The following is a 26,468-nucleotide window of genomic DNA, read 5'->3' on the forward strand; positions in this document are numbered from 1 at the left end:
ACCTCTCCCTTGTCGTGATATCGAAGGCATCAGAGCAAGGGCCAGGCCAAACCGGTCAAGCGGCGGGCCATCGAATGCAGCGCTATGAATTGGCATGATTTTTTGGCGAACGGGTAACCGCAGGGGCTATAACCGGGTTCACCCGCGTGTGGCATTTGCCACAGGGCATGGGTTATATCGCACATGTGCCAGCGATCTGGTTTGTCAGTACTCGCGGGGTTAGGCAGGCTATATTGAAGGCAATCCACAGGAACTGCCGGCCAAGGCGGCTGGCTGAATAGGTACGGACGGTGGGGATAGAAACCAGATCCGATCAGACGGGCGCTGAAATCATCGGCAATTCCCCGGAACTGCAGGCCGTGCTGCGCCAGGTCAGCATGGTGGCGGCCACCGATGCCACCGTGTTGGTGCTCGGCGAAAGTGGTACCGGCAAGGAGCGACTGGCGCGGCGCATTCATGCACAGAGCCGACGGCCGGACGGGCCGCTGGTAACGTTGAACTGTGCGGCCCTGCCCGCAGAACTGGTCGAATCGGAGCTGTTCGGCCACCGGCGCGGGGCCTTTACCGGTGCCAACTCCCACCAGACCGGGCTGGTACAGCAAGCGGCTGGGGGCACGTTATTCCTCGACGAGATCGCCGAGCTGCCGGCTGGGGCGCAGGCCAAGCTGCTGCGGTTCCTAGAGGCCGGGGAATGCCAACCCCTGGGCGCGGGGACGACCGAACACGTGGACGTGCGCGTGATCGCCGCCACCCATCAGGACCTGCATGCGTGGGTCGGTGCCGGACAGTTTCGCGCTGATCTCTATTACCGCCTGCAGGTGGTGCCACTGGAGATGCCGCCGCTGCGCCTGCGCCAGGGCGATATCCCGCTGCTCACCGAGCACTTTCGCAACACGCTGGCCGCCCACCATGGACTGACGCCGCCGACCTTTGCCCCAGCGCTGCGCAGGTGGCTGGCCCAGTGGCCATGGCCGGGCAATGTCCGCGAGCTGAAGAACCTAGTGGAGCGCTGCGTGATCTTCATGCCGGGCCAGCAGGTGGCGCCGGGCGACATCCCGGACCACTGGATGCAGCTACCCCCGGGTCAGGCGGGCGGGCCGTGGATTATCCCTCCGGACGGCCTGAGTCTGGAACGGGTGGAGATGGAACTGATCCGCCAGGCACTGGAACAGACTCGCGGCAATCGCTCGCGCGCCGCGCGCCTGCTGGGCCTGACCCGCGACACCCTGCTGTACCGTATGAAGAAACACGCCATCAGCTAGGGAGACATGGACCGGTGTCCACGCCCACGCTGGTGCCCCGTTTGTTCCGAGACAATGTGTTTCCCTGGGTGACTTGATGTTCGGGAGTCATGGATGCCATTAAGTGAGTTCGAACGAAAGCGGATAGAAAAGCCGTCGACGCCGTCGTGGAACGCCGCAGGCCTCCCGCGCATCTCCGGGATCAGGTCGATCTTGCCTATCGCATCGAGGGTCAGAGCGTGCTGCTGTTCGAGCGGTGGCCTGCCTGGGACGACTCGGGGCATACGCTGGAGATACCTATTGCCAAGACCACACTGGTCAAAAAATCGGGCGCCTGGAAGATCTTCTGGCTGCGATCGGATCTCGCCTGGCACCGCCATGATCCGAAACCGGAAGCCTCGTCGCTGGATGAGGCCCTGAAGATCATCGGCGCGGACGACCACGCCTGCTTCTTCGGGTAGCACCACGGACGCCGGTGAGACCGGCAACCGGGACCACGACGAGTCCCCGGAGGAGGATGCATGCACGAGTTTTCGCTGATGGCCGATCTGATGCGCAAGATCGAGCAGGTGGCGGCCGACAACAACGCCCGGCGCGTGACCCGCGTACGGGTATGGCTGGGCGCGTTGTCGCATATCACGCCCGAGCATTTCCGCGAGCACTTCGAGGACGGCATCCGCGGCACCGTCGCCGAGGGGGCCGAGCTGGAGGTGGAGACCTCGGACGACGAGGCCCACCCCGAGGCCCAGCAGATCCTGCTGCGGAGCCTGGACGTGGCGTGAGCGCCGCCGCGACACGCGCCCCGTCGCCTGCGCGCTGGCACCTGGTGGTCACCGGCCGGGTTCAGGGCGTTGGCTTCCGGCCGTTTGTCGCGGAGCGGGCCCGGCGGCTCGGCATCACCGGCTCGGTGGGCAACACGCCGTCCGGCGTGGTGATCGAGGCCGAAGGACTAGAGGCCGCGCTCGTCGCGCTGCGCGCTGCCCTGGAGCAGGAGGCCCCGCCGGCCGCGCGGGTCGATGCGATCACCGTGACGGCATCTCGCCCCGTCGGCGCTGCCACCTTCCGCGTGGTTCAGGGCCCCGGGCAGGGCGGCGCGCCGGCCCTGGCGCCGGACCGTGCAGCCTGCCCCGACTGCCTCGCCGAGATCCGTGACCCCGCGGCAAGACGCCACCGCTACCCGTTTACCGCCTGCACGGCCTGCGGACCACGCTGGAGTATCGCGACGGCCCTGCCCTGGGACCGCTCGCAGACCACCCTGGACGAGTTCCCGCTGTGCGCGGCCTGCCGGGCGGAGTTCGAGGCCCCGGGGGACCGGCGCTTTCACGCGGAGGCCATGGCCTGCCCGGACTGCGGGCCGCAGGTAACGCTGCGCGGCCCGGACGGAGGCGAACACGCCACCGGCGATGCGGCCCTGCACGCGGCGGTCAACGTGCTGCGCGAGGGGCAGATCCTGGCGCTGAAGGGTCTGGGCGGGTTCCAGCTCCTGGTGGACGCGACCCGCCAGGATGCGGTGACCCGCCTGCGCGCGCGCAAGCAGCGCCCGGAGAAGCCGCTGGCGGTCATGCTGCCGGATGGCGACTGGCTGGCCCAAGTGGCGCGCGCCACCAGCGCCGAACGTACGCTGCTGGATGCGCCGGAGGCACCGATCGTGCTGGTGGACCGCCGGCCGGGCGCCCCGCTGGCAGAGGGCGTGGCGCCGGGGTTCAACCGTCTGGGACTGATGCGGCCGGCGACGCCACTGCATCACCTGCTGCTGGAGACCTTCGCCGGCCCACTGGTCTGCACCTCGGGCAACCGCGGCGGCGAGCCCCTTTGTATCGACACCGCGGAGGCGGTGACCCGACTGGGCATGATCGCGGACGGGATCCTGGACCACGACCGGCCGATCGCGCGGGCACTGGACGATTCGGTATTTCAGATCGCCGCGGGCCGGCCTCAATGCCTGCGACTCGGCCGCGGGTATGCGCCGCTGCGAGTGCCCCTGCCAGACGCCGGGCCCGTCACCCTTGCACTGGGGGGCCACCTGAAGGCCGCCCCGGCCCTGGCCCTGGAGACCGAGATCGTCGTCGGCGCCCACGTCGGCGACCTGGACAGCGACGCGGCCCTGTACCGGCTGGCTGGCGAGGCCCGCGCACTGGGCGAACTCTGTGGCGTGGACATCGCGCGCGTCGCCTGCGACCGGCATCCCGACTACGCCTCCACGCCGCTGGCCGGGGGCTGGGGGCCTCCGGTCGTCGCCGTACAACACCATCATGCCCACGCGGCGGCCTGCCTGGCGGAGCACGGGGTGCTCGGACCGGCCATGGCGCTGGTCTGGGACGGCATCGGCCTCGGCGAGGACGACATACTGTGGGGCGGCGAATGCCTGGCAATGGACGCCGACGGGGGCTTTCAACGGCGCGGTCATCTGCGGCCCTTCCGCCTGCCCGGGGCCGAGGCCGCGATCCGCGAACCCCGGCGCGCCCTGCTGGGCCTGCTGCATGCCCACTTCGACGGCGATCCGGCCGCGCTGGAGGCGAGCCCCGCGCGGGCCTTGTTTACCGCTGCGGAATGGCACCCGCTGCTCGCGGCACTGGAGCGAGGGATCAACGCCCCCTGGACGTCCAGCGTCGGGCGGCTGTTCGACGCGGTCGCGGCGCTGGGCGGGCTGCGCACCGGTGCCGGCTTCGAGGGGCAGGCGGCCATGCTCGTGCAGCAGGCGGCGGAGGCTGCAGGGGGCGGGGTCGACGCCTCCGGCATTTCGCTGAGTACGGCCACCATACCGTGGCGGGCCGATTGGGGCCCGCTGGTCGCCGCGCTGCTGGCCGATCATGCCGGCGTGGCGACACCCGGACGCATGGCGGCCCGCCTGCACGGGGCGCTGGCCGGATTCGCGGTCGACGCTGCCCGGGCCGGGGGGCATGAAACCGTGGCGCTGACCGGCGGATGCTTCCAGAATCGGTGGTTGCTGCAACAATGCGTGGATGCACTGCAGGCCGCCGGCTTCCGTCCGCTGTGGCCGCAACTTATCCCGCCCAATGACGGCGGGCTGGCGCTGGGCCAGGCGGTGATCGGGCGCCGGGCCGCGGTGCCCCCGAACGGAGACTGAACCCATGTGTCTTGCCATCCCCGGTCGTATCGACAGCGTGGACGGTGTCGACCCGCTGTTCCGCCAGGCGCGCGTAGCCTTCGGTGGCGTCACGCGCGTGATCTCGCTGGCCTGCACCCCCGAGGCCGGGCCCGGCGACTACGTGCTGGTCCACGCCGGCATCGCGATCGCCACCCTCGACGAGGCCGCTGCCGAACGCACCCTGGCGGCCCTGCGCGAAATCCCCGCACACGACCCGCCCGCCCCGGAGGGCCCGTGAAGCACCTGGACGAATACCGCGACCCGGCCCTGATCCTGCGCCAGGTGGAAGCGATCCGCGCCACCTGCACCCGGCGCTGGACACTGATGGAGGTCTGCGGCGGCCAGACCCACGCAATCCTGCGCCATGGCCTGGATGAACTGCTGGCGGACGCCGTCGAGCTGATCCACGGGCCCGGCTGCCCGGTCTGCGTGACCCCGGCCGAGACCCTGGACCAGGCGGTACTGCTGACCCGACGCCCAGAGGTGATGCTTTCCACCTTCGGCGACATGCTGCGCGTGCCCGGGGCGCTGGGCGACCTGAACGCGGCGCGCGCAGCCGGGGGCGAGGTGCGCGTGATCTACTCGCCGCTGGATGCGGTAGCACTGGCACGCGAACACCCGGAGCGCGAGGTGGTGCTGCTGGCGGTGGGCTTCGAGACCACCGCCCCGGCCGCCGCGATCGCCGTGCTGCAGGCCGAGGCCCTGGGCCTGGCCAACCTGTCGCTGCTGGTCTCGCACTCGCTGGTACCGCCGGCGATGGAGGCCCTGCTGGCCGACCCGGACAACCGCATCCAGGGCTTCCTGGCCGCCGGGCATGTCTGCACGGTGGAGGGAGCGGCCGCCTATCACGCGATCGCCGAACGCTTCCGGGTCCCGATCGTGGTGACCGGCTTCGAGCCAGTGGACCTGCTGGCCGGGATCCACGCCTGCGTGGAACAACTGGAACGCGGCGCGGCCCGGGTGGAGAACCGCTACGACCGGGCCGCGCCGGACGACGGCAACGCAGCCGCGCGCGCTGCGGTCTCTCGCGTCTTCGAGCCGGTCGAGCGCGAATGGCGGGGCCTGGGACGCCTGCCCGCCAGCGGCCTCGGGCTGCGCCCGGAATACGCCCGGTTCGACGCCGTGGGCCGTTTCGGGCTCGTCACACCCGAGGCGATCGGGGATAGCCCCTGCATCGCCGGCGAGGTGCTGCGCGGGCTGCGCCGCCCCACCGACTGCCCCGCCTTCGGCCGCGATTGCACGCCGGATACCCCGCTGGGCGCGCCCATGGTCTCCTCCGAGGGGGCCTGCGCGGCCTACCTGCACTATCGGGGCGAGGCATGACCACCGACGTCGTACGCCTCGCGCATGGCGGCGGGGGGCGGATGCAGGCGAAGCTGCTGGACGAGGTAATCCTGCCAGCGCTGGGCATCCCGGCCCTCGCCGCCCCCGATGCCGCCGTGCTCGACGCCCCGGGCGGGCGCCTGGCAATGACGACGGACAGCTTCGTGGTGCAGCCGCTGTTCTTCCCGGGTGGCGACATCGGCCGGCTCGCGGTGCACGGTACGGTCAACGACCTGGCGATGGCCGGGGCGCGCCCGCTGTGGCTGACCCTGGGGCTGATCCTGGAGGAGGGGCTGCCACTGGACGACCTGCGGCGCGTCCTCGCCTCGGTGCAGGCGGCCGCAGAGGAATGCGGCGTGCGGGTGGTCGCCGGCGACACCAAGGTGGTGGAGGCCGGGCGCGGCGACGGGGTCTACATCAGCACCAGCGGGGTGGGCGTCGTGCCCGAAGGCGTGCAGATCACGCCGGGCGCGATCCGGCCCGGTGATGTACTGCTCGCCAGTGGCGATCTTGGCCGCCATGGTGTCGCAATCCTCGCCGCCCGCGAAAACCTGGGCCTGGACCCGCCGATCCCCAGTGACAGCGCATCGGTCGCCGGGGCCGTGGCCGCACTACTGGCCGCCGGCGTGCCAGTCCGCGCGCTGCGCGACCCGACCCGCGGCGGTGCGATCGCCGCCCTGCAGGAGCTGGCCGATGCCTCCGCCTGCCGCCTGGTGCTGGACGATACCGCGATACCGGTGCGCGACGATGTACGCGGGGCCTGCGAGATCCTCGGGCTGGATCCCCTGCATTCGGCTTGCGAAGGGCGCTTCCTGGCCGCCGTTCCGGAACCCGCGGCAACCCGGGCGCTGGCGATCCTTCAGGCGCGTCCGGACACGGCCGGCGCCGTCGCCATCGGCCGTGCCGAGGCGGGCGAACCGGCGGTGATCCGGCGCCTGGCGACGGGGGTGGAACGCCGCGTCATCCTGCCGGCCGGCGAACAGCTGCCCCGGATCTGCTGAAGTCGTCGTACGCGACTCGCAATGACAGGGATCTCAGGCGCGAGCCCCAGCGGTGCCAAGGCCGCCTGCCCTAAACGCGGAACTGCCCCACCAGGCGCTGCAACTCGGCGGCTAGGCGGGCCAGCTCGTCGCCGGCAGACTGCGTCTGGCGCGATCCCGTCGAAACCTCGGTGGCGATGTCGTTGATATTGGTAACGTTGCGGTTGATCTCTTCGGCCACGGCGGATTGCTCCTCCGCGGCACTGGCGATCTGGGTATTCATGTCGCGGATCTGGCCCACGGCCTCCTGGATGCGAGACAGTGCAGCCTGAGCCTCCCCGGCCTTGTCGACGGACTGCCCCGCCTGGGTCCGGCTCTTTTCCATCACACCGACCGCATGACGCGTACCCGACTGCAGGCGCTCGATCATGCCCTGAATCTCCTGAGTCGATTGTTCCGTGCGGCTGGCGAGCGAGCGCACCTCGTCGGCCACCACCGCGAATCCACGGCCCTGATCACCGGCGCGGGCCGCCTCGATCGCCGCGTTCAATGCCAGAAGATTGGTCTGCTCCGCCACTTCCTTGATGACCTCGAGGACCTTGCTGATGGACTCGGAATCCCGGCCTACTTCCTCGATCGCCGCCCCAGCTGTTTCCACCTCACCGGCAAGTTTCTCGATCGCACTGCGGGTTTCACTAACCACGGCCGATCCGGAGCGCGTCTCGTCGTCCGCCGAGTTGGCGGACTCCGAAGCCCCCATCGCGTTCCGGGCGACCTCCTGAACCGTGGAGGTCATCTCGTTCATCGCAGTGGCCACCTGGTCGGTTTCCGAACCCTGGCGCTGCACGGCCGCATCCGACTCCCGGGTGACTGTGGCCAGTTCCTCGGCGGCTGCGGCCACCTGAGAAGTCGAACCCGACACCTGACGCACCAGCTGGTGCACCTTGTCGACGAACGCATTGAAACTGCGAGAAAGCTCCGCCAGCTCGTCCCGGCCTTCCACCTCGATGCGTTTGGTCAGGTCGCCGTCTCCCGCCGCCAGGTCGTCCGCCATGCCCTGCACCTTGCGCATACGCCGCGCCAGCATCATCGCCATCCACAGGCTGATACCCGCCGACACAACGACCGCCGCCACACCGGCCCCAAGACCGCTGATAAATGCCGCCTCCACCTGGGATTGCACACGCTCCCGGGCGGCCTCGGTGGCGGCCTCCTCGGTCTCGGTCAGCGCCTGGATTTCCTGACGGATCGGCCGCCATGCCGGGTTCTCGATTTCGGCGAGCAATCGCGAGGCCTCGTCCACCTCACCGGCACGCGCCAGATCGAGCACATTCAGACGAGCCCGTTGCACCTGAGCCCAGTTCGCCTCGATCGTGTCCAGACTGGCAATGACGTCCTGCCGGACCGCGACATCCCGCAGGAACGAAAGCGCCCCTTCAAAACGTTCGGCCGTGCCCGCCACCACCTGCGGCGGTAATTCCAGGTCCGGATTGAAGATCTGGTTCCGCGTGGCAATACCCCCCAGCAGGCCATCCCCGAACATGGTGTTCAGGGCGGACATCCGCGCCTCGTTCTCGTCCAGGTACGTCGTGAATTCAGCCTCGACGTTCTGCACGCCTCGCAGCGTCACACCGACCGCAATGGCAATCAGGGCCGTGGTAATCAAGACCGTCGCGATCATGCGACCGCGAATCGTCTGCAGAGAGATCATGGTGTTGGCATTCCTTGGCTGTGCGAATAAACGTGGCGATAAAACCGCCTTCTACCTTATCGGCCGTCGGAACGAATACTGAAGATCAACCGCCCCGCTCCGGGCTCACGCCTCAGGGCGCGCGATCTTGCCATGCCCGATCGTGACACTTCCCGCCGAGCGCCCGTAGCCAGGCGGCTCGTGCGGGCCTCCAGCCAATGCTTAGGGAAAGGCGACTGAGCCATTACCCGTTGCGCCCTGGCTGGCGTTTGACCCGGGACGTCCGCAGAATGCCGCGATGAATTTCGCCACCACAGACGCGCTTGGAGAGCTAGCCTATCGTGGCAGTCACTCGGCGCCCCTGGTGGTGGTATCGCTGGCTATCGCGATCCTGGCGGCTTACGCGAGCATCAGCCACGTTGACCTGATCCGGAACACCACCGCGCGGGCCGCGCGCATCGGCTGGCAGATCAACGGCGCCATCGCCATGGGGGTGGGCGTCTGGACCATGCACTTCATCGGTATGGTGGCGTTCCAGCTGCCCCTGGAAATCGAATACCACCTGGGCATCACCATGGCTTCCGTGCTGCCGGCCATCGCGGCCGGTTACGTCGCCCTGCAGGTATTGCGCTCGCCCTGCGTCTCGGTACAGGCAATTGCGCTGGGCGGGAGCCTGATGGGGGTCGGCATCGGCGCCATGCACTATATCGGCATGAGCGGCATGATCGTGGATGCCGACATGCTGCACCAGCCCACGCTTTTCGCCCTGTCGATCGCCGTGGCCATAATCATGGCCAGCATGGCCCTGGCCATTCCGCGCTTGCTGGATCGCTTCCTGGAAAACGGAGAACGGTATCAACCTACCCTGTTCAAACTGGGCAGCGCAGTCCTTATGGGGCTGGCCATTTCCAGCCTGCACTATGTGGCCATGTCGGCCGCGCGTTTTGTCCCTGGCGACGGTCAGCACTCCAGCCTCGCGGGCCTGACTGTACAACCGGGGCTGATCGCCGGCCTGGCCGTGGGTGCTAGCCTGTTCATCCTGATCACCTCGACCATCACGGTGACCCTGCGCCTGCGCATCGAGGGCGCGCAACTGGACGCAGACATCCTGGCAGCACGGGCCCGACAGCTGGATGACCGCTTCCAGAAGATCGCTTCCCGCCTGCCTGGCGTGGTGTATCAGTTCCGCCTGGGGCCCGATGGAAGCCTGTCCTTCCCCTATGCCAGCCATGCGATCGAAGATATCTACGGGGTGACCGCCGAACAGGTGCAGGAGGATGCCTCGGAGCTCACCAACGTCATTCACCCGGCGGATCTGGACGGGGTTCTGGCCTCCATCCAGGCCTCCGCCAACGATCTGTCGGTATGGCGCCACGAGCATCGCGTGCGACACCCCGAACACGGCGAACGCTGGCTCCAGGGCAACGCGACCCCGGATCGCGAACCGGACGGGGGCGTACTCTGGAACGGCTTCATCACCGATATCACGGACCAGAAGCGCACTTCGGCACGCATCCACCAACTGGCCTTCTATGATGAACTGACCGGACTCGCAAACCGGCGACTGCTCGAGGAGCGCCTCGAACATGCGCGGGCTCTTTCCGCACGTCACCGGCATTACGGGGCCGTGCTATTCCTCGACCTGGACGACTTCAAGCGCCTCAACGATACGCTGGGGCACTCGGTCGGGGACGCACTCCTGAAGACACTGGCGCGCAGGCTGGAGAATCGCGTGCGCAGTGCGGACACGGTGGCACGCCTTGGGGGTGACGAGTTCGTCATCGTCCTCGAGGAACTCGGCGAGCGGGAAGAACTCGCCGCCCAGCAGGCCGTTCATGTAGCCGAGGAAGTCCAGGCCCTCGTGACCGAACCGGTGCAACTGCGGGGTCACGACTATCAGTGTGCCGTCAGTATCGGCCTTACCGTGTTCTTGGGCGACGAGCATACCCACGAGGAGCTCTTGCGCCGCGCCGACGCCGCGATGTACCAGGCAAAGGCGGCCGGCTCCAACGCGATCCGTTTCTTCAATCCGACGCTCCAGGCAGAGATGGAGGAGCGTTTCCGGCTGGAAGCGGACCTTCGGGCCTCCATGGGTAGCGATCACTTCGTTCTGCACTTCCAGAGGCAGATCGACCCCGAAGGCCGCACCGTGGCCGCCGAAGCGCTGCTACGCTGGCATCACCCGGTACGCGGGCTTGTCGCCCCCCTGGACTTTATGCCGTTGGCGGAGGATACCGGGCTGATCCGGCCACTCGGGCACTGGGTCCTGAATGAAGGCTGCCGACAGATCCAGCGCTGGCAACAGGACCCGGCTACCGCGCATTTGAGCCTGTCGGTCAATGTCAGCGCCGCGCAGTTCCATCAAGACGACTTCGTTTCTCAGATCGAACGTCTCCTGGAAGGCTGGCCGATCCCGCCTGAACGGCTCAAGCTCGAACTGACCGAATCGCTGGTACTCGCCGATCTGGAGGACAGCATGTACAAGATGGAGCAGATCCGGGCACTGGGTATCCGGTTCTCCATGGACGACTTCGGTACTGGATACTCCTCGATGGCCTACCTGTCCCGTCTCCCGTTCGACGAGGTCAAGATAGACAAGGCCTTCGTGCAAGCGGCCGGACAGTCCGGTCACGGACGAGACCGGGTCATCATTGAGGCCATCATCAACCTGGCCCAAAGCCTGGATATGCGGGTCGTGGCCGAAGGCGTGGAAACCGCCGAGCAATTCGAGTTGCTCGCCGAGCTCGAGTGCCACTACTTCCAAGGCTATTATTTCGGGCGCCCGGGACCGGCGACAGCCATCATGGGCTAAGCCACCCTCCGGCCGGCGAGCCACACGTCCCGCCTTCAGGAATGCCCTGGCTACTCGTTGGGCGCCTGGAGCTGGTCGCTGCACACTTGATTGCGGCCGTTGGCCTTGGCCCGGTACAACGCCTTGTCTGCGCGGCCGTACAGGGACGCCTCCGTGTCATCGGGCCGCACGGTCGCCACCCCCGCGCTGAGCGTCACAGGCCGAGCTTCGACCCGCGCGAACCCGCAGTCCGCGATCCGTAGCCGCAGGCGCTCCGCCACTTCCCCGGCGGCGGCGGCGTTCGTCGCCGGCAGGATCAGGGCGAACTCCTCGCCACCAATCCGCGCGATCAGATCCACCTTGCGCACCAGCGGTCCCAGCCGCTCGACGACTTGTTGCAGAACCAGGTCTCCCACGTCGTGCCCAAAGCGATCGTTGATCAACTTGAAATCATCGAGGTCGAGCAGGACGAGGGAGAAAAGCTCCGTATTGCGCCGGAAACGGTGCAACTCGTTCTTTAGCACAGCATCGAAGACCCGACGATTACCAATGCCGGTGAGGGAATCCGTGGTCGCCAGCTGGGTCAGGTCCTCGTTGAGCGAGAGCAGTTCTTCCTGCTTGTCCTCCAGCCCCTCGCGAAGCTTCTCGTTGCTTGCGAGCGCTTCCTGAAGCTCACGCATTTGCCGGCGCAGTTCGAGATTCGCCATCACCTGGCGCGCCAGCACTTGCAGCGCATCTTCCTGCTCGGCCGTCAGTTCTCGTGGCTTGTAGTCCAACACGCATAACGTCCCCAACGGCAGACCGTCGGCGCTTTCGAGCAGGGCACCGGCATAGAACCGCAAATGGGGAGCCCCCGTGACCAGCGGGTTGTTCATGAAACGCGAATCCCGTGTGGTGTCCGGCACCACGAACACACCCTTTTGCAGGATGGCGTGCCGACAGATCGAGATATCCAGCGGCGTCTCGCGCACGCCCAAACCAATCTCGGACTTGAACCACTGGCGGTCGCGATCCACCAGGTTGATGGCCGCGATCGGTGCATCACAGATGTACGCGATCAGGCGCGTGAAGTCGTCGAACTGGGGCTCCGGCGGGGTGTCCAGGATGTCGTAGGCCTTGAGCGCCGCGAGCCGAGCCGCTTCATCGAACATCAGGCGACCCCGACGACCCGCATCGGACCGCCACCAAAAGAGCCGTCTTCTCGCATTCCATCAAATCCTCCTGCATCCGGGACGCCCCGAGAAAGGAGGGCCGCCCACAAACCCTTCACGGATCGGCACTTTTATCCGGAAACACGGCTCCACGCCAAAACCACCCTTCGAACACTGGATACCGCCGCGGCTGGCGACAGGCTAGGGTCCGACGCCAAGACCTTAGGGAAACACTGATCAATGAACGCGTTCGCGCTCGAGTCGCTTTTGCGTGCGAACAAGGCGCGGTGACTGCCGTGCAGTCATTCTGCACAAGGGAGCCACAACGCTGTGCGCGCGCCCGTTTTCGTCAACAACGGGCGGCCGACCCCCTCCTTTCAATAACGTGCGGGGTTGGCACCCCAGGTTCCCCGATCCTGCGTTGCGCCGCTTACAGGTAGAACCACTACCTGTTGCACGACGCGCCTTGTCTCGGAAAACCTGGGGTACCAACGCGAACGCGTTCATTGATCAGTGTTTCCCTAAGGCTAATTGCCGCCGCCACCGCTGGGCAGAGACGGGAGCCAGTAGCGCTGTTCGTAGTCGCGGTCGCGATCGCGCACGGGTACCGGGACGAAGCCCATCGCCGCGAAGAAGCTGGACGCCGAGGCCTGGGCCTTGACCAGCACCCCGGCCACCCCGGCCTCGCGCGCGGCGCTCCGGCAGGCCTCGACCAGTTGCCGGCCCGCACCCTGCCCGCGAGCGGCTCGCCCCACGTAGAGGCCATGCAGCAGCAGCCCGTCGGCGACACCCTCCGGCAGCTCGCGGGTCTCCGCCGCCTCCCAGGCGGCGACGCCGACCACCTCGCCCGCGCGCTCCAGCACCGTCACCTCGAGGAACATCAGATCGGCCTCGGTATAACGGTAGGCCGGCAGGGCGAGCCGCCGCACACGTTCGGGCAAGGGCCAGTCCTCGATCGCCTCGGCCACCAGATGGTTGATGGTGTCGAGATCGCCGGGGCGGGCCGGGCGGAGAGATTCGGTAGATTTCGTCATGGTCGGGTTCGCAGTATCGGGCACAGTCGGGCTCGTCGTCGGCATGGTTCCTGCTCGGACCTGTTCGACAGGCCGAAGTGCCGGGACAAACGGCGCGCGCGGGCCGTCACGACAACGCCATCCGCGATCGGGGATAATCGCAGCGCACTGAAAGGAGACGACACCGCACCATGACGGAACTGAAAAAGGCGATTGAGCACCAGCGCGCCTACCTCGAGGACAAGCTGCATGAACCCCTGGCGGAGATCGCCGGCCGGCTAAGTGCCGCCTGGCCGCGCCGCGAGGCGCTGGACTCGATCCTGGAGGAGGCGATCCGCCAGATCCCGGAAGCGACCTTCGTGTATGCACTAAACACCGAGGGGGTCCAGCTTTCGGACAACATCTCGCGCACTGGCGTACTGCCGGAACACTTCGGGCGTGATCGCTCGCAGCGCCCATACATGAAGGAGGCCGTGCCCGCGGACGGCTTCCTGCTGTCGGATGCCTACATCAGCCTGCTCGGACGCCGGCCATCCCTGACCTCATTGCAGCTGGTGCGCGACGGCCAGGGCAACGCGCTGGGCTTTCTCGGTGCGGACTTCGATCTGCGCAACCTGCCCGACTTCTCCGAGGACCTGTACGAGGAGCCGAGCGAGTGGCGCCAGATCAAGGGCGATCCGTCGATTCGCGGGACACTGTTCCTGCAGAGCCGCACCGAGAGCCTGATGGACCAGAACATGGACACCGCCCTGGCCATTCTGGAAGAACTATTCACCGAGCGCGGCGTGTTCCAGGGCGTGTTCCACTTCTCCAGTTCGCGCGCCACACTGTGGACCACCGAGGACCCGTACCGCTACCGCATCCTGACGCACGAGTCCCTGGGCGACCCGGACGTCTGCCTGGCGTTTCCGCACGAGCCATATCCCGCGGAGGCGCTAATCCCGAAGGAGGACGTCGGCCGCGTGCTGGAGGCGCTGCGCGCGCTGCGCTATGCCGACGAGACCGTGTACCTGCGCTCCGCCTCGATCAACCTGTTCAACGGCATGATCAGCCTGACTTTCTCCTGCGACGGCTCACACTACATGACCTGGGACGACTTCCTCGGCCGCTCCATCCAGTTCTGGATCGGCGCCACCGGCTAGGGAGACGCGGATCGATGCGCGGCTCCCCCCAGGGGCTGTCACACGCCGATCAACTCGGTCATCATGGTCACGGGATCACCGGGGCCACACGCACATGGAAACCGGATACGCCAGGGAGATGGGTGGCCGCGCCGAGCAACAGGACGCGGTGACCGTGCTACAAAACGCGGACGGGCAGAGTGCCCTGCTGCTGGTCGCGGACGGAATGGGCGGCCACGAGGGCGGGGCACGTGCCTCGCACGCCGCGATCGCGACCGCCGAACGCCTGTGGACCCGCTACGCGGGGCAGGCTGCCGATGCCCGTGCCCTGCTCCACGCTCTCTTCCACGAGACCCATGCAGCCTTGCTGGAGACCGGGGGTACCGATCCGTCACAACGCCCCGGCACCACGCTGGTGGCACTGTATGTGACCCCGAACACCGCCTGCTGGGCCCATTGCGGCGACAGCCGGCTGTACCACTTCGAGGGCGACACCCTTCAGCGGCGCACGCGCGATCACACCCGGGTCCAGCAGCTGGTTGACGAGGGGGTAATAAGCGAGGCGCAAATGGCAACGCACCCGGAGCAGAACCGGCTATTGCGAGGCCTCGGCGTGGTCGACCCGATCGAGGTGGACTACGGCGAGGCCCCCGTCACCCGTCACACGCGCTTCTTGTTGTGCTCGGATGGCTTCTGGGAACAGATCGGACCGATCGAGATCGCGGAACTGCTGGACAGCCCGGACCTCGACACGGCCACCGCGAGCGCAGCCGTCGAAGCGGCGCGACGCGGCGGACCCAAGGGTGACAACGTGGCCCTGGCAGCATGGCGGAGCGGGCCGCCGCGCGGGCGTTTCTGGCGCCGGCACCTGAAGGCGCGCATCGGTCCCACGCTGGGCCTTCTGGCGCTACTGGCCGCGGCCCTTGCGATCCTGCTGTGGCCGCTGGACTGATGCCGACCGTATACTCGCGGACTCGCCGAGCCACACCAGTCCTTGCCATGATGCCAGCCCACACCACGCTGCTTCGCCTCGTCCTGCTTGTCGTACTGACAGTGTTCCTGTCCGGCTGTGCGCAGCTACAGGGCTTGTTCGACCCCGAGGCGGAGTCCACCGAGGACGTGGTCGTCGCGACCGACGACGCCCCGTCCGACCCGATCGCCCGTGAGAAGCAGGACGAGCGCCTCAAGATCGCCGAGATCGTGCAGCTCCTGCAGGGCGGCGAGATGGACCGGGCACGCTCGGCACTGGACCGGATCCTCGCAGATGATCCGGACAACCGCGCCGCCCGCGGCCTGCGCGAACAGCTCTCCGGGGACCCGCAGGCGACCCTGGGCGAGGCCTATTTCGTTCACACGGTGGAGCCGGGCGACAGCCTGGGCGGGCTGGCGCGTGAGCACCTCGGCGACGCCACCCGCTTTGTGATCCTCGCACGCTACAACGACATCGAACGCCCGGACCGACTGCTCGTCGGGCAACGGCTGCGCATCCCGCGGGATGTGGCGGGGCTGCAACGTGGCGAGACCGATCTGGACGAACAGCTGATGGCTCTCGACCCCGACGCCGCGCCCGGCGTCAGCGAGGACGGTTTGCGCCGCGCAATCGAGGCCGACCTGGCAGCCGGGCGTTATGGCGCGGCGCTGGAGGTCGTGGAGTTGGCCCGCGAGCACCCCGAGGCACAGAACGAATGGGCCAGCTGGCTGGACCCCCTTGCGCGCGACGCGGCGATCGGCTACTGGCACCGGCGGGGCGTGGAGGCACGCGCGGCAGGCGCGACCGAAAACGCGCTGGAGGCCTTCGGCCGGGTGCTCGAACAGGACCCGCAACACGCGACCGCGCGCCAGCACCTTGACGAGCTGGGACAACAGCGCAAGGAGGCCCTGCACGCGGAGGCCATCGTGCGCTACCGCAACCAGGACCTGGAGACCGCCATCGCATTGTGGGACGAGGCCCTGGCGATCGACCCCGGGTTCGAGGCGGCGCGCGGCTATCGCCTGCGAGCCCTGGAACTGCAGCGTCGCCTGGATGCCCTGGACCGCGAGAACGGCCGGAGTTAATCCGTAGCGGTGCGCCTTGAAGTGGCTTCGGTCGGCAACTCGTCGGATGCAAGCTCCTGGGTGCGGTCGCCGTCAGCAACCGGCCCGGCAGCGCTGCGCTCGGGCGTCCCGGCGACCCGGCGCTTCATGCGCGCCTCCAGCGAGTCGGCCATCGCGTTGTAAGCACTGAAGACCCGCTCGAAGTCGTCGTGTCGACGGGCACGGATCCGGGTATCGAGCCGCCCCTGACCGATCTGGTCCAGCGCCCCGCGCAGGCGGTCCAGCGGCGCCTGAAGACGCCGGGCGAGCACGTAGGCCCCCAGGAGCACCGCGAGGAGGGTGACCAGCGTGAGCATCAGCAAGGCCATGAAGGTGGCCTCGTTCGCCGCGCGCAGGGACCCCGTGGACAGCCCGACCTGGAGTTGCCCGATGTGATGATCCTGGTAGCGAACCGGGGCCTCGAACATGAACAGCTCTGCGCCATCCCGCCCGGTGATGGACCACACGGCCTGGCCGTCGCGACGCTGAAGCAGGCGGTCCCTGGAAGGCGGCTCGTAGGGCTGGCCCAGGGCCTCCGGGTCGCTGCTGGCCACCACCTCGCCGCGGTGGTCCACGACGCTCAGCAGGGCAATCTCCCGGTTCGCCTGCATGTCGCGCAGGCGGCCCTGGACCGCGATGGTGTCCTCCAGCAACAGGTCCTCGGCACTCTCCACCGAGATGATCTGCGCCAGCGTGGCCCCGTAGTCAAACGCCAGGTCGGTCATCACCTCGTTCTGCTTCTGGTGTACCAGCGTACCGCCGACAACCAGGGTGACCGCCACCAGTGCCCCCATGACCGCGGCCCAGCGCAGACGCAGCGGGATGATCCGACGCCCGGCTCCTGCCCGTTCGCGCTCGGCGCGTTGCTCGTCGATACGCTCGAGATCCACCAATAGCTCGCCGGCCGACTGGTAGCGCTCGTCCGGTTCCTTCGCCAGCAGGCGCAGCACCAGCTCAATCAGGTCGTGCGGACAGTCGCGCACGATGACCCGCGGTGCGGGGACCGGATCCTTGACCACCCGGGTCAGCAGGGTCTCGACATCATGCCCGCGAAACGGGGTGGCCCCCGTCAGGAGCTCGTACAGCACCACGCCGACGGAATAGAGGTCGGCACGAGCGTCGGTATCGCGGCCACGGATCTGCTCCGGCGCCATATAGTGCGGCGATCCTGCGATATAGCCGTCGTCGTCCTCGGCAAGCCAGTCGTCGTCAGCGCGCCAGTCGGGGTCCCTGAGGGTGCGGGCGATGCCGAAGTCCATCACCTTGATGTTCGCCGTGGCGCTGGTGACGATGATGTTCTCGGGCTTGATGTCGCGATGCACGACGCCATGCCGGTGGGCATAGTCCAGGGCCTCCACCAGCTGGATGGCGATCTTCAGGACATTGCGCAGCAGCAGCGGGCGGAACTGTTCCGCGAACTCCGTGAGGGTGATGCCGTCCAGCAACTCCATCGCGATGAACGGCTGCTGATCCGACTCGCCGACATCGAAGATGGTAACGATGCCCGGGTGGGTCAGGGTGCCGGCGGCACGCGCCTCGGCCAGGAAGCGCCGGCGGTACTCGGGCCGGCAGGCGTAGTCCGGCTGCAGGCACTTGATCGCCAGCGGACGCCGGATATCCGGGTCATAGCCGCGATGGATCACGGCCATGGCCCCGCGACCGATCTCCTCGCCGACCCCGTAGCGACCGATCCGCTGCATGGGGGTGCCGGCCCCGGACCTCAGGCCGTCTCGAGCAGAATGCGCGCGACGGCCGCCAGCAGCAGGACCGCAACCGCGATGCCCAGCCAGCGCCAGCGTGAACGAGGTCCACGACCGGGGCGGGCATCGGAACCGTCGTCGCGGCGGCGGAACACGAACTCGGCCCGCCCGAAACGGACGTGGTCGCCGTCCTTCAGCGCGGCCTCGTGCACCTTCTCGTCGTTCACCCAGGTGCCGTTGGTGGACAAGAGATTGACCACCCTGCATTCGCCGCCGTCGTTGACCAGCCAGGCATGCTGCGAGGAGACGCTGCCCTCTTGCAGAACGATGTCATTGGTCGCCTGACGGCCCACCGAGCGCTTGCCCGGTTTCAAGGTCAGGCGCTGCTGGCCGAAGGGCTCGGAGATCCCCACCAGCACCGGGTGACCGCCGGGGGGCGCCCCCTCGCTGGCGGTGTCCGGGGTCGTGTCTCCGTCGGGCACGGCCTGCCCCTGAAACAGCATCGTTCCCTGCGGCCCGCTGCGGCCGGCATCCCTGCGTCGTCCCTGATCGCTCATACATCCCCCTGCTTCACGAGCCTTGCGTGGCCCTGTTTTTCGGGTTGGCACTTGCTCGAGTATGCACGGGCGGCGCGCACCAAAACAACGAATGCGTCACAGCATGAAAGGGCCTGCTATGCTTCGGCCATCCGTCCATCACGACAAGGAGTCTGAACATGGAACAGGGCACAACCAACGGGGCCGACCTCCGTGGACTGATCGAACCGCTCGTTCGCGGGAAGTTCTGGATGCAGTTGATCGGGGTGATGATGATCATCTCGGGCGTGCTGACCGCCCTGTCGATCATCGGCATCATCATCGCCTGGATCCCGATCTGGGCCGGCGTGGTGCTGATGCAGGCCGCCGGGGCCTCGCAGCGCGCCTTTGAGAGCGCCGATCCGGAGGCGATCAAATACGCCCTCGGCCGCCTGCGCATCTACTTCACCATCTTCGGCGTACTGCTGCTGATCTATCTGATCCTGATGGTCCTGGGCATGATCTTCGGCATCGGTGCCGGCCTGATGGGCGGCTTCGGCCACATGCAGTAGTCCCGGCGGGCGCCACGTTCGATTAACGTTTCGCATACCCCGTTCGCGGGGCCGCCGCGCCGACACTCAGGATCCGTACGCTGCAGCCTGAACGGCTTTAGGAGTCAGGGTTTGGACATCATTAGGCGCCTGCGGGTCCTGGGAAACCCGTTGCACCAGGAAGACGCAGACGTTCGAAAGGCTTTCGCGGCCTGGCATCGCCAGGTGCGGGTCCCGCAGGTCCGCTACATCGCGTTCCTGACGGCCCTGCTGTATTTTCTGTACGCCATCCTCGAGCAATCGGTGGCCACCGACTTGCACACCTCGAGATGGATAGCCCATGCCCTGCTGGTGCCGGGGTTGCTGCTGGCGGTCGGGCTGATGAGTTTCGCGCGGCGCCTGCAGCCGATGATGTGGGTGCTCCTGACCCTGGCACCGGTGGTAGCGAACGCCGCCAACCTGCATCTGAACGTTGGTTCGGCGCAGTTTCTGATATTCGCCCCCGAGATCTATCTCAGCATCATGTGGACGTTTGCGATATCCGGACTGGCCCTGCGCCAGGCCGTGATTGCCGCAACCGCCATCATCGCGCTGGTAATCGCCGCCACCTTCCGCCAGCCACTGGAGGCGGGTCTGCTGCAGCTCCACCTGATGTGGGTCCTGGCCGCGTTCTCCTTCGGCTGCTTGAGCGCCTTCATCCTCGAGAAGGCCCACAAGCACACCTTCCTGCAACAACAGCAGCTGGCCCGTGCCGCCCGGATCGACGAACTGACCTCATTGTGGAACCGTGCGCATATCGAGCGCCTGTTCGATGAGGAACGCGCACGGGCCGAGCGCTACGGTGAACCGTTCGCGGTCATCCTGATCGACATCGATCACTTCAAGTCCGTGAATGACACCTGGGGACACAGCACCGGCGATGCCGTGCTTCGCCAGTTCGCCGGCCTGCTGCGGCAGAACCTGCGCAAGGTGGATGCCGTCGGTCGGATCGGGGGCGAGGAGTTCTTCGTACTACTACCGCAGACGCGCGGCGAACAGGCGCTCGTCGCTGCCCGTGAGCTGCAGGCGCGAATCACCGCCTTCGACTTCGAGACAGTGGGGCGGCAGACCGCGAGCTTCGGTATTACCGAGTACCGCCCCGGCGAGGACCGGGTCGACACCTTTAATCGTGCCGACCTGGCCCTGTACACCGCCAAGAAGAACGGCCGTAGCCGGATCGAGGTGCGCTAGGTGTGGAGTCTCACGAGGTTGTCCACGGGGCGTCCTCCTGGGGTTCGCTAAGTCGGCATCCTTCGGAGTCGCCCCGTGGACAACCTATTGAGAGATCACAGCTAGGGAGACGCTGATCAGCGTCTCCCTAGCGTCTCTCCCGGTCGATCTACACCTCGCGGTAGAGGCGCGCACCCTTCTCGACGAACTCGACCGCCTTCTCCTGCATCCCCTTCTTCAGGGCCTCGTCTTCGGAGACGCCCTGGGCCGCCGCGTAGTCGCGCACGTCCTGGGTGATCTTCATGGAGCAGAAGTTGGGGCCACACATGGAGCAGAAGTGGGCGACCTTGTGCGCGTCCTTCGGCAGGGTCTCGTCGTGGAACTCACGCGCCCGCTCGGGATCGAGTGCCAGGTTGAACTGGTCCTCCCAGCGGAACTCGAAGCGCGCCTTGGATAGCGCGTTGTCCTGCAGCTGCACGCCGGGGAAACCCTTGGCAAGGTCGGCCGCATGGGCGGCGATCTTGTAGGTGATGATGCCGTCGCGCACGTCCTGCTTGTTCGGCAGGCCCAGATGCTCCTTCGGCGTCACGTAGCAGAGCATCGCGGTGCCATACCAGCCGATGTTGGCCGCGCCGATACCAGAGGTGATGTGGTCGTAGGCCGGGGCGATGTCGGTGACCAGCGGCCCGAGGGTGTAAAACGGCGCCTCGAAGCAGTCTTCCAGCTCCTTGTCGACGTTCTCCTTTACCTTCTGCAGCGGCACGTGGCCGGGGCCCTCGATCATCACCTGCACGTCGTGCGCCCAGGCCTTCTGGGTCAGCTCGCCGAGGGTCTCCAGCTCACCGAATTGCGCGGCGTCGTTGGCATCCGCAAGGCAGCCGGGGCGCAGGCCGTCGCCCAGCGAGAACGAGACGTCGAACGCCTTCATGATCTCGCAGATCTCGTCGAAGCGGGTGTAGAGGAAGTTCTCCTCGTGGTGCGCCAGGCACCACTTGGCCATGATCGAGCCGCCACGCGAGACGATCCCGGTGACCCGGTCCGCGGTCAGCGGCACGTACTGCAGGCGCACGCCGGCGTGGATGGTGAAGTAGTCCACCCCCTGTTCGGCCTGCTCGATCAGGGTGTCGCGGAACAGCTCCCAGGTCAGGTCCTCGGGCTTGCCGTCGACCTTCTCCAGCGCCTGGTAGATCGGCACGGTGCCGATCGGCACCGGCGAGTTGCGCAGGATCCACTCGCGGGTCTCGTGAATGTTCTTGCCGGTGGACAGGTCCATCAGGGTGTCGCCACCCCAGCGCGCGGACCACACCAGCTTCTCGACCTCTTCCTCGATCGAGGAGGAGACCGCCGAATTGCCGATGTTGGTGTTCACCTTCACCCGGAAATTGCGGCCGATGATCATCGGCTCCAGCTCCGGGTGGTTGATGTTGGCCGGGATGATCGCGCGGCCGCGGGCGATCTCGTCACGTACGAACTCGGGCGTGATTTCCTCGGGGATGGACGCGCCGAAGGACTCGCCGGCGTGCTGGCGCAGCAGCTTCTTGTAGCGCGGGTCGGCGCGCAGCTCCTGCAGGCGGTTGTTCTCGCGGATGGCGACGAACTCCATCTCCGGGGTGATGATCCCCTGACGGGCGTAGTGCATCTGCGAGACGTTGGCGCCGGCCTTCGCCCGGCGCGGCGGGCGGATGTGTTCGAAGCGCAGGCTGGCCAGTTCCGGATCGGCGGCGCGGGCGCGGCCGTATTCGGAGCTGGGGCCATCCTGCCATTCGGTGTCGCCGCGCTCGTCAATCCAGCTGCCGCGCAGATCTGCCAGGCCCTGGCGCAGATCGATGGTCGCGTCCGGATCCGTGTACGGGCCCGAGGTGTCGTAGACCGGGATCGGCGGGTTCTCTTCCGGGGTGCCGGAGGTCAGCGTGGGGCTTTGTGCGACCTGGCGGAACGGCACGCGGATATCCGGGCGCGAACCCTGCACGAAGACCTTTTCGGAATTGGGAAACGGGCGCGTGACGTCGGCGGAGACCTGGGCGGTCTTGCGGGCGAAGGACTCGGGGATGGCGCTCATACAGTGACCTCTGCGGTGCGGGCATGGCAGCAGAGGGAACGGAACGGGCCGGACAGACTGCGAACGGAGCGCGCGCGGACTGGATCGAGCACCGAGCTTCCCTCCGCCAGCGTTAACTGGTTCAGGTTCAAGGGGACTCTCTCAGCTCGCATCCATCGCGGGCACCCCCAGCTCTGACGGATGAGTGTACCGCACCGAGGGCGTCGGCGGGGCCAACAAGACCGCGCGCGCTGCGGTGTTTTGCGTTAGATTAAGGCTTTGTGACAACCTTCGCGCCGCCATGTCCCCCAAGAACTTCGTCTTCGAGCTGTTTGGCCGTTCCCCGGTACGCCCGCTACAGGCGCACATGGAGAAGGTGCGCGCCTGCATCGCCGAGCTCCCGCCGTTCATGGAGGCCATGGCCCGCGACGACTGGGAGACCGCGCGGGCACAGCAGAAGAAGATTTCGAAGCTGGAACGCGAGGCGGACCGCCTGAAGAAGGACCTGCGCCTGCACCTGCCCAAGGGCATGATGCTGGCCATGTCGCGCCGCGACGTGCTCGACACCCTGCTGATCCAGGACCGCATCGCCAATATGGCGAAGGACATCGCCGGGCTGATGCTGGGCCGTCAGATGCAGTTTCCCGACAACATGGGCGAGCCGCTGAAACGCTTCCTGGACCGCAGCGTGGATGCGGTCGACCAAGCCGGACGGGCCATCAACGAACTGGATGAACTGGTCGAGGCCGGCTTCCGCGGCCACGAGGTCGAGGTCGTCAACGGCATCCTCACTGAGCTGGACCAGATCGAGCACGAGTCCGACGAGGCCCAGCGCGAGGTGCGCGAGATCCTGTTCGCGCAGGAGGCCGAACTACCGCCGGTCAACGTGATGTTCATGTATCGCGTGATCGACTCCATCGGCGAACTGGCCGACCTGGCCCAGCGTGTAGGCAGCCGCCTGCAGCTGATGCTCGCCAAGTAACCACCGGCACCCAGGCACAGGCACCGAGAACGGCATGGAATACAGCACCCTGTTGCTCGGGCTCGCAGTGATCTTCGGCCTGTTCATGGCCTGGGGCATCGGCGCCAACGACGTTGCCAATGCCATGGGCACCTCGGTGGGCTCACGCGCGCTGACGATTCGCCAGGCGGTGTTTGTAGCCGCGATCTTCGTATTCTCCGGGGCCTGGCTGGCCGGCGGCGAGGTCACTCAGACCATCCGCAGCGGGATGGTCGATTCCAGCCTGATGGCCGACAACCCCGAGTTGCTCGTCTACGGGATGCTGGCCGCGCTGGCAGCCGCCGGGACATGGCTAATGGTCGCCTCCTACTTCGGCTGGCCGGTCTCCACCACCCACTCCATCATCGGCGCGATCGTCGGCTTCGCCGTGGTCGGGCTGGGTTTCGAGGTGGTGCGCTGGGAACGCGTGGGTACCATCGCGATGTCCTGGGTGGTCTCGCCGCTGGTGGGCGGCATGATCGCCTTCGCCCTGTTCCGCTCCGTACAAATCCTGATCCTCGACACCGTCGATCCACTCAAGAACGCCAAACGCTGGGCCCCGCTGTACATCTTCCTCACGGCCTTCGTGACGGCCCTGGTAACGATGTTCAAGGGCCTGACGCATGTCGGTCTGAACCTCACGCCCGTCCAGGCCTATGGCTTTGCCATCCTGATCAGCGCGATCGTGGTCGTGCTCGGGATGATGGCCATTCGCCGCGTGCGCTTCGACCAGGTCGAAGGAGAAGACGGCTCCCATTTTGCCAACGTCGAGAAGGTGTTCGGCGTCCAGATGGTAGTGACCGGCTGCGCGATGGCATTTGCCCTCGGCTCGAACGACGTGGCCAATGCCGTAGGCCCGCTGGCCGCAGTGGTCGATGTGATCCAGACCGGCGACGTAAGCGCCGAGACGACCGTGCCGGTGTGGGTCCTGTTGCTGGGCGGGGTCGGTATCGTCTTCGGCCTGTTTACCTACGGCCACAAGGTGATCGCGACGGTCGGGACCGGCATCACCCAGCTCACCCCCAGCCGGGGCTATGCCGCCACTGCGGCGGCGGCCGCCACCGTGGTGCTGGCCTCCGGCACCGGGTTGCCCATCTCCACCACCCACACCTTGGTGGGCGCGATCCTCGGGGTGGGACTGGCGCGCGGGATCGCCGCGATCAATCTGGGCCTGGTGCGGATGATTTTCCTGTCCTGGATCGTGACCCTGCCGGCCGGCGCGATCCTCGCAGTGGTCTACTTCTACATCCTGCGCAGCGTCCTCGGATAGACGCACACCCGGTCTCCGGGCGCTCCAACCTTCCGGCTCCCGAGAAGGCCGTTCGTGGCTACCGCGCCCTCAGGACGAACAGCTTAGCTGGATGCCGCTGGCCCAGGCCGGAGGCAGGTCCGCGTAGGACTCGAACTCCGTCTGCTCGTCGAACGGCCGGGCCAGGATCTGCTGCAGGCGCAGCACCTCGGACGCGTCTCCCGCCTCGGCCCGCTCGATGGCGGCCTGAGCCAGGTGGTTGCGCAGGATGTACTTCGGATTGACCCCATTCATCGCCGCCCGGCGCTCGCCAGGCGGCAGCCCCTCCAGCGCCAGCCGCGCCTGATAGCGCGACCACCAGGCCTGCCAGGCGGCCACGTCCTCCAGCTCCGATTCCAGTTGTGCGCGGATGTCCGCCTGCTCCACTTCCGGCAACTGGCGGAAGAAGCGCGTGTAGTCCACGCCCTCAGCTGCCATGCGGGCGAGCAGATCCTGGATCAGGGCCTCGTCATCATTCTGTGGTGTCTGCAGCCCAAGCTTCGCACGCATGCGCGCCAGCCAGGCCCGCCGGTACTGGGGCTGGAAGTCCTGCAGCAAGGCCTTGGCACGTTCGATCGCTTCCTCACGGGTGGCGTCGGCGAAATAAATCACCAGGGTCTCGGCCAGGCGGATCAGGTTCCACTGCGCGATCTGCGGCTGCTGGTCGAAGGCATAGCGCCCGCCCTGGTCGGTGTGGTTGCAGATGTAGCCGGGGTCGAAGGCATCCATGAACGCGAACGGGCCGTAGTCGATGGTCAGGCCGGCCAGGCTCATGTTGTCGGTGTTCATTACGCCGTGACAGAAGCCGATGGCCTGCCAGTCGGCGACCATCTCCGCGGTGCGGGCGATCACCGCCTCCAGCATCGCGGCCACGGGATCGTCGGCCCCCGCCACTTCCGGATAGTCATGCGCCAGGGCGTAGTCAATCAACTCCTGCAGGCGGGCGCTGTAGCCGTTGTAGTGGAAGTACTCGAAATGGCCGAAGCGCAGGAAGCTCGGCGCGGCGCGCAGCACGATGGCCGCCGGCTCGACGCGCTCGCGGTACACCGGCAGGCTGGACCCGAACAGCGCCACCGCACGGGTGGTCGGCACGCCAAGGGCGGCCATTGCTTCGGAGACGAGATACTCGCGCACCGAGGAACGCATGACCGCACGGCCGTCCGCGCCGCGCGAGAAGCGCGTCGGACCGGCGCCCTTGACCTGCAACTCCCAGGTCTCGCCCGTGGGCGTGCGAACCTCGCCCAGGAGCTTCGCGCGACCATCGCCCAGTTGCGGCACGAAGACCCCGAACTGGTGCCCCGCGTACACCGAGGCCCGCGGCTCGGCCCCCGCCAGCTCGCTACCGTGAGTGCAGGCCCCAAGCCACGGGTCGCGCCCCAGGGCCGCGGCCTCCAGGCCCAGACGCTCGCACATGGCCGGGCTGCTCGCCAGGCAGGTCGCATCCGGAAATGGGGCGGGCGCCGGGCTCTCGTGAAAGGCCTCCGGCAGCCGGGCAAAGTGGTTGATCCACTCCAGCTGGCTCTCGGAGGCGGCGGCGTTGACGGGGTCGGGGACCGACATGGGGCATTCTCGGCAGGTTGCGGTGTCAGGGGTTATCATGCGCGTCGCATCGACCCGGGTTCAGGAACCCACGGCGGTCGCGCGTTCATTTTCCGGCCGGATGCCCCACGGCAAA

Annotated in this window: 22 protein-coding genes and 1 riboswitch; of the genes, 15 read left to right on the forward strand and 7 right to left on the reverse strand. The window is 67.2% G+C overall.

The window, feature by feature from the left end:
- The first annotated feature begins 329 nt into the window (after positions 1-329).
- From F816_RS0109705 to hypE, 7 genes are all read left to right on the forward strand, one after another.
- On the forward strand, positions 330-1,262 hold the full coding sequence (locus F816_RS0109705) for a sigma-54-dependent Fis family transcriptional regulator (RefSeq protein WP_026289117.1): 933 nt from the start codon (positions 330-332) through the stop codon (positions 1,260-1,262).
- Positions 1,263-1,408: 146 nt separating this feature from the next.
- Positions 1,409-1,702, forward strand: a complete 294-nt coding sequence (locus F816_RS0109710; protein ID WP_019594570.1) for a DUF3024 domain-containing protein — start codon at positions 1,409-1,411, stop codon at positions 1,700-1,702.
- A gap of 60 nt (positions 1,703-1,762) precedes the next feature.
- Positions 1,763-2,023, forward strand: coding sequence for a hydrogenase maturation nickel metallochaperone HypA (locus tag F816_RS0109715; protein WP_019594571.1), 261 nt, complete (start codon positions 1,763-1,765; stop codon positions 2,021-2,023).
- Positions 2,020-4,329, forward strand: a complete 2,310-nt coding sequence (hypF, locus tag F816_RS0109720) for a carbamoyltransferase HypF (RefSeq protein WP_019594572.1) — start codon at positions 2,020-2,022, stop codon at positions 4,327-4,329. Before F816_RS0109715 ends, hypF begins: the two co-directional genes overlap by 4 nt.
- Before the next feature lie 4 nt (positions 4,330-4,333).
- Positions 4,334-4,588 (forward strand): HypC/HybG/HupF family hydrogenase formation chaperone, encoded by a 255-nt coding sequence (locus F816_RS0109725; protein WP_019594573.1) that lies wholly within the window; start codon positions 4,334-4,336, stop codon positions 4,586-4,588.
- Positions 4,585-5,673: a hydrogenase formation protein HypD gene (gene hypD, locus F816_RS0109730; protein ID WP_019594574.1), complete on the forward strand. Its 1,089-nt coding sequence runs from the start codon at positions 4,585-4,587 to the stop codon at positions 5,671-5,673. Before F816_RS0109725 ends, hypD begins: the two co-directional genes overlap by 4 nt.
- The gene (hypE, locus tag F816_RS0109735) at positions 5,670-6,674 is read left to right on the forward strand and encodes a hydrogenase expression/formation protein HypE (RefSeq protein ID WP_019594575.1); all 1,005 of its coding nucleotides are present in this window, start codon (positions 5,670-5,672) and stop codon (positions 6,672-6,674) included. The genes hypD and hypE overlap by 4 nt, the downstream gene beginning before the upstream one ends.
- 70 nt (positions 6,675-6,744) lie before the next feature.
- Here the strand turns inward: hypE and F816_RS0109740 are convergent, their stop codons facing one another.
- Complete coding sequence (locus F816_RS0109740) at positions 6,745-8,364, reverse strand: methyl-accepting chemotaxis protein (protein WP_019594576.1); 1,620 nt, start codon at positions 8,362-8,364, stop codon at positions 6,745-6,747.
- 277 nt (positions 8,365-8,641) lie between these two features.
- Here F816_RS0109740 and F816_RS0109745 point away from each other — a divergent pair, with 277 nt between their 5' ends.
- The gene (locus F816_RS0109745) at positions 8,642-11,155 is read left to right on the forward strand and encodes an EAL domain-containing protein (RefSeq protein ID WP_019594577.1); all 2,514 of its coding nucleotides are present in this window, start codon (positions 8,642-8,644) and stop codon (positions 11,153-11,155) included.
- A 50-nt stretch (positions 11,156-11,205) separates the two neighbouring features.
- Here F816_RS0109745 and F816_RS0109750 read toward each other — a convergent pair whose 3' ends face one another.
- Positions 11,206-12,285 (reverse strand): diguanylate cyclase, encoded by a 1,080-nt coding sequence (locus tag F816_RS0109750; protein ID WP_019594578.1) that lies wholly within the window; start codon positions 12,283-12,285, stop codon positions 11,206-11,208.
- 527 nt (positions 12,286-12,812) lie between these two features.
- Positions 12,813-13,319: a GNAT family N-acetyltransferase gene (locus F816_RS0109755; protein ID WP_038085742.1), complete on the reverse strand. Its 507-nt coding sequence runs from the start codon at positions 13,317-13,319 to the stop codon at positions 12,813-12,815.
- A gap of 170 nt (positions 13,320-13,489) precedes the next feature.
- On the opposite strand from F816_RS0109755, the gene F816_RS0109760 reads away from it, so the two are divergent.
- The 3 genes from F816_RS0109760 (at position 13,490) to F816_RS0109770 (ending at position 16,474) form a co-directional block, all read left to right on the forward strand.
- Positions 13,490-14,440: a PDC sensor domain-containing protein gene (locus F816_RS0109760; RefSeq protein WP_019594580.1), complete on the forward strand. Its 951-nt coding sequence runs from the start codon at positions 13,490-13,492 to the stop codon at positions 14,438-14,440.
- Between the two features lie 94 nt (positions 14,441-14,534).
- Positions 14,535-15,371: a PP2C family serine/threonine-protein phosphatase gene (locus tag F816_RS0109765; RefSeq protein WP_026333223.1), complete on the forward strand. Its 837-nt coding sequence runs from the start codon at positions 14,535-14,537 to the stop codon at positions 15,369-15,371.
- A 47-nt stretch (positions 15,372-15,418) separates the two neighbouring features.
- A complete protein-coding gene (locus tag F816_RS0109770; RefSeq protein ID WP_019594582.1) occupies positions 15,419-16,474 on the forward strand; it encodes a LysM domain-containing protein in 1,056 nt (351 codons plus the stop codon).
- On the opposite strand, the gene F816_RS0109775 is transcribed toward F816_RS0109770, so the two are convergent.
- Both F816_RS0109775 and F816_RS0109780 read right to left on the reverse strand, forming a co-directional pair.
- Positions 16,471-18,192, reverse strand: a complete 1,722-nt coding sequence (locus tag F816_RS0109775) for a serine/threonine-protein kinase (protein ID WP_019594583.1) — start codon at positions 18,190-18,192, stop codon at positions 16,471-16,473. The genes F816_RS0109770 and F816_RS0109775 overlap by 4 nt on opposite strands.
- A gap of 20 nt (positions 18,193-18,212) precedes the next feature.
- Positions 18,213-18,695: an FHA domain-containing protein gene (locus F816_RS0109780; RefSeq protein WP_019594584.1), complete on the reverse strand. Its 483-nt coding sequence runs from the start codon at positions 18,693-18,695 to the stop codon at positions 18,213-18,215.
- Positions 18,696-18,907: 212 nt separating this feature from the next.
- Here F816_RS0109780 and F816_RS0109785 point away from each other — a divergent pair, with 212 nt between their 5' ends.
- The gene (locus F816_RS0109785) at positions 18,908-19,279 is read left to right on the forward strand and encodes a DUF5362 family protein (protein WP_019594585.1); all 372 of its coding nucleotides are present in this window, start codon (positions 18,908-18,910) and stop codon (positions 19,277-19,279) included.
- A gap of 111 nt (positions 19,280-19,390) precedes the next feature.
- Positions 19,391-20,488 carry a diguanylate cyclase gene (locus tag F816_RS0109790; RefSeq protein WP_019594586.1) on the forward strand — a complete coding sequence of 366 codons (1,098 nt, stop codon included), beginning with the start codon at positions 19,391-19,393 and terminating at the stop codon, positions 20,486-20,488.
- A 148-nt stretch (positions 20,489-20,636) separates the two neighbouring features.
- Here the strand turns inward: F816_RS0109790 and thiC are convergent, their stop codons facing one another.
- Positions 20,637-22,526: a phosphomethylpyrimidine synthase ThiC gene (gene thiC, locus F816_RS0109795; protein WP_019594587.1), complete on the reverse strand. Its 1,890-nt coding sequence runs from the start codon at positions 22,524-22,526 to the stop codon at positions 20,637-20,639.
- 81 nt (positions 22,527-22,607) lie between these two features.
- Positions 22,608-22,705: riboswitch (TPP riboswitch) on the reverse strand.
- Positions 22,706-22,806: 101 nt separating this feature from the next.
- Here thiC and F816_RS0109800 point away from each other — a divergent pair.
- The gene (locus F816_RS0109800; RefSeq protein WP_019594588.1) at positions 22,807-23,487 is read left to right on the forward strand and encodes a TIGR00153 family protein; all 681 of its coding nucleotides are present in this window, start codon (positions 22,807-22,809) and stop codon (positions 23,485-23,487) included.
- Positions 23,488-23,521: 34 nt separating this feature from the next.
- On the forward strand, positions 23,522-24,775 hold the full coding sequence (locus F816_RS0109805; RefSeq protein WP_019594589.1) for an inorganic phosphate transporter: 1,254 nt from the start codon (positions 23,522-23,524) through the stop codon (positions 24,773-24,775).
- Positions 24,776-24,844: 69 nt separating this feature from the next.
- On the opposite strand, the gene F816_RS0109810 is transcribed toward F816_RS0109805, so the two are convergent.
- Positions 24,845-26,353, reverse strand: coding sequence for a YdiU family protein (locus F816_RS0109810; protein ID WP_019594590.1), 1,509 nt, complete (start codon positions 26,351-26,353; stop codon positions 24,845-24,847).
- Positions 26,354-26,468: the final 115 nt, after the last annotated feature.

This window comes from Thioalkalivibrio sp. ALM2T (assembly GCF_000381505.1).
In the GTDB taxonomy this organism is placed as follows: Bacteria; Pseudomonadota; Gammaproteobacteria; order Ectothiorhodospirales; family Ectothiorhodospiraceae; genus Thioalkalivibrio; species Thioalkalivibrio versutus.

Bases quoted from the DNA above. Each gene is read 5' to 3' on its own strand.
- F816_RS0109755 (WP_038085742.1), bottom strand. From the start codon at position 13,319: ATGACGAAATCTACCGAATCTCTCCGCCCGGCCCGCCCCGGCGATCTC.
- F816_RS0109770 (WP_019594582.1), top strand. From the start codon at position 15,419: ATGATGCCAGCCCACACCACGCTGCTTCGCCTCGTCCTGCTTGTCGTA.
- F816_RS0109765 (WP_026333223.1), top strand. From the start codon at position 14,535: ATGGAAACCGGATACGCCAGGGAGATGGGTGGCCGCGCCGAGCAACAG.
- F816_RS0109715 (WP_019594571.1), top strand. From the start codon at position 1,763: ATGCACGAGTTTTCGCTGATGGCCGATCTGATGCGCAAGATCGAGCAG.
- F816_RS0109785 (WP_019594585.1), top strand. From the start codon at position 18,908: ATGGAACAGGGCACAACCAACGGGGCCGACCTCCGTGGACTGATCGAA.
- F816_RS0109745 (WP_019594577.1), top strand. From the start codon at position 8,642: ATGAATTTCGCCACCACAGACGCGCTTGGAGAGCTAGCCTATCGTGGC.
- F816_RS0109805 (WP_019594589.1), top strand. From the start codon at position 23,522: ATGGAATACAGCACCCTGTTGCTCGGGCTCGCAGTGATCTTCGGCCTG.
- F816_RS0109740 (WP_019594576.1), bottom strand. From the start codon at position 8,364: ATGATCTCTCTGCAGACGATTCGCGGTCGCATGATCGCGACGGTCTTG.
- F816_RS0109780 (WP_019594584.1), bottom strand. From the start codon at position 18,695: ATGCTGTTTCAGGGGCAGGCCGTGCCCGACGGAGACACGACCCCGGAC.
- F816_RS0109800 (WP_019594588.1), top strand. From the start codon at position 22,807: ATGTCCCCCAAGAACTTCGTCTTCGAGCTGTTTGGCCGTTCCCCGGTA.
- F816_RS0109750 (WP_019594578.1), bottom strand. From the start codon at position 12,285: ATGTTCGATGAAGCGGCTCGGCTCGCGGCGCTCAAGGCCTACGACATC.
- F816_RS0109775 (WP_019594583.1), bottom strand. From the start codon at position 18,192: ATGCAGCGGATCGGTCGCTACGGGGTCGGCGAGGAGATCGGTCGCGGG.
- F816_RS0109810 (WP_019594590.1), bottom strand. From the start codon at position 26,353: ATGTCGGTCCCCGACCCCGTCAACGCCGCCGCCTCCGAGAGCCAGCTG.
- thiC (WP_019594587.1), bottom strand. From the start codon at position 22,526: ATGAGCGCCATCCCCGAGTCCTTCGCCCGCAAGACCGCCCAGGTCTCC.
- hypE (WP_019594575.1), top strand. From the start codon at position 5,670: ATGACCACCGACGTCGTACGCCTCGCGCATGGCGGCGGGGGGCGGATG.
- F816_RS0109760 (WP_019594580.1), top strand. From the start codon at position 13,490: ATGACGGAACTGAAAAAGGCGATTGAGCACCAGCGCGCCTACCTCGAG.
- F816_RS0109725 (WP_019594573.1), top strand. From the start codon at position 4,334: ATGTGTCTTGCCATCCCCGGTCGTATCGACAGCGTGGACGGTGTCGAC.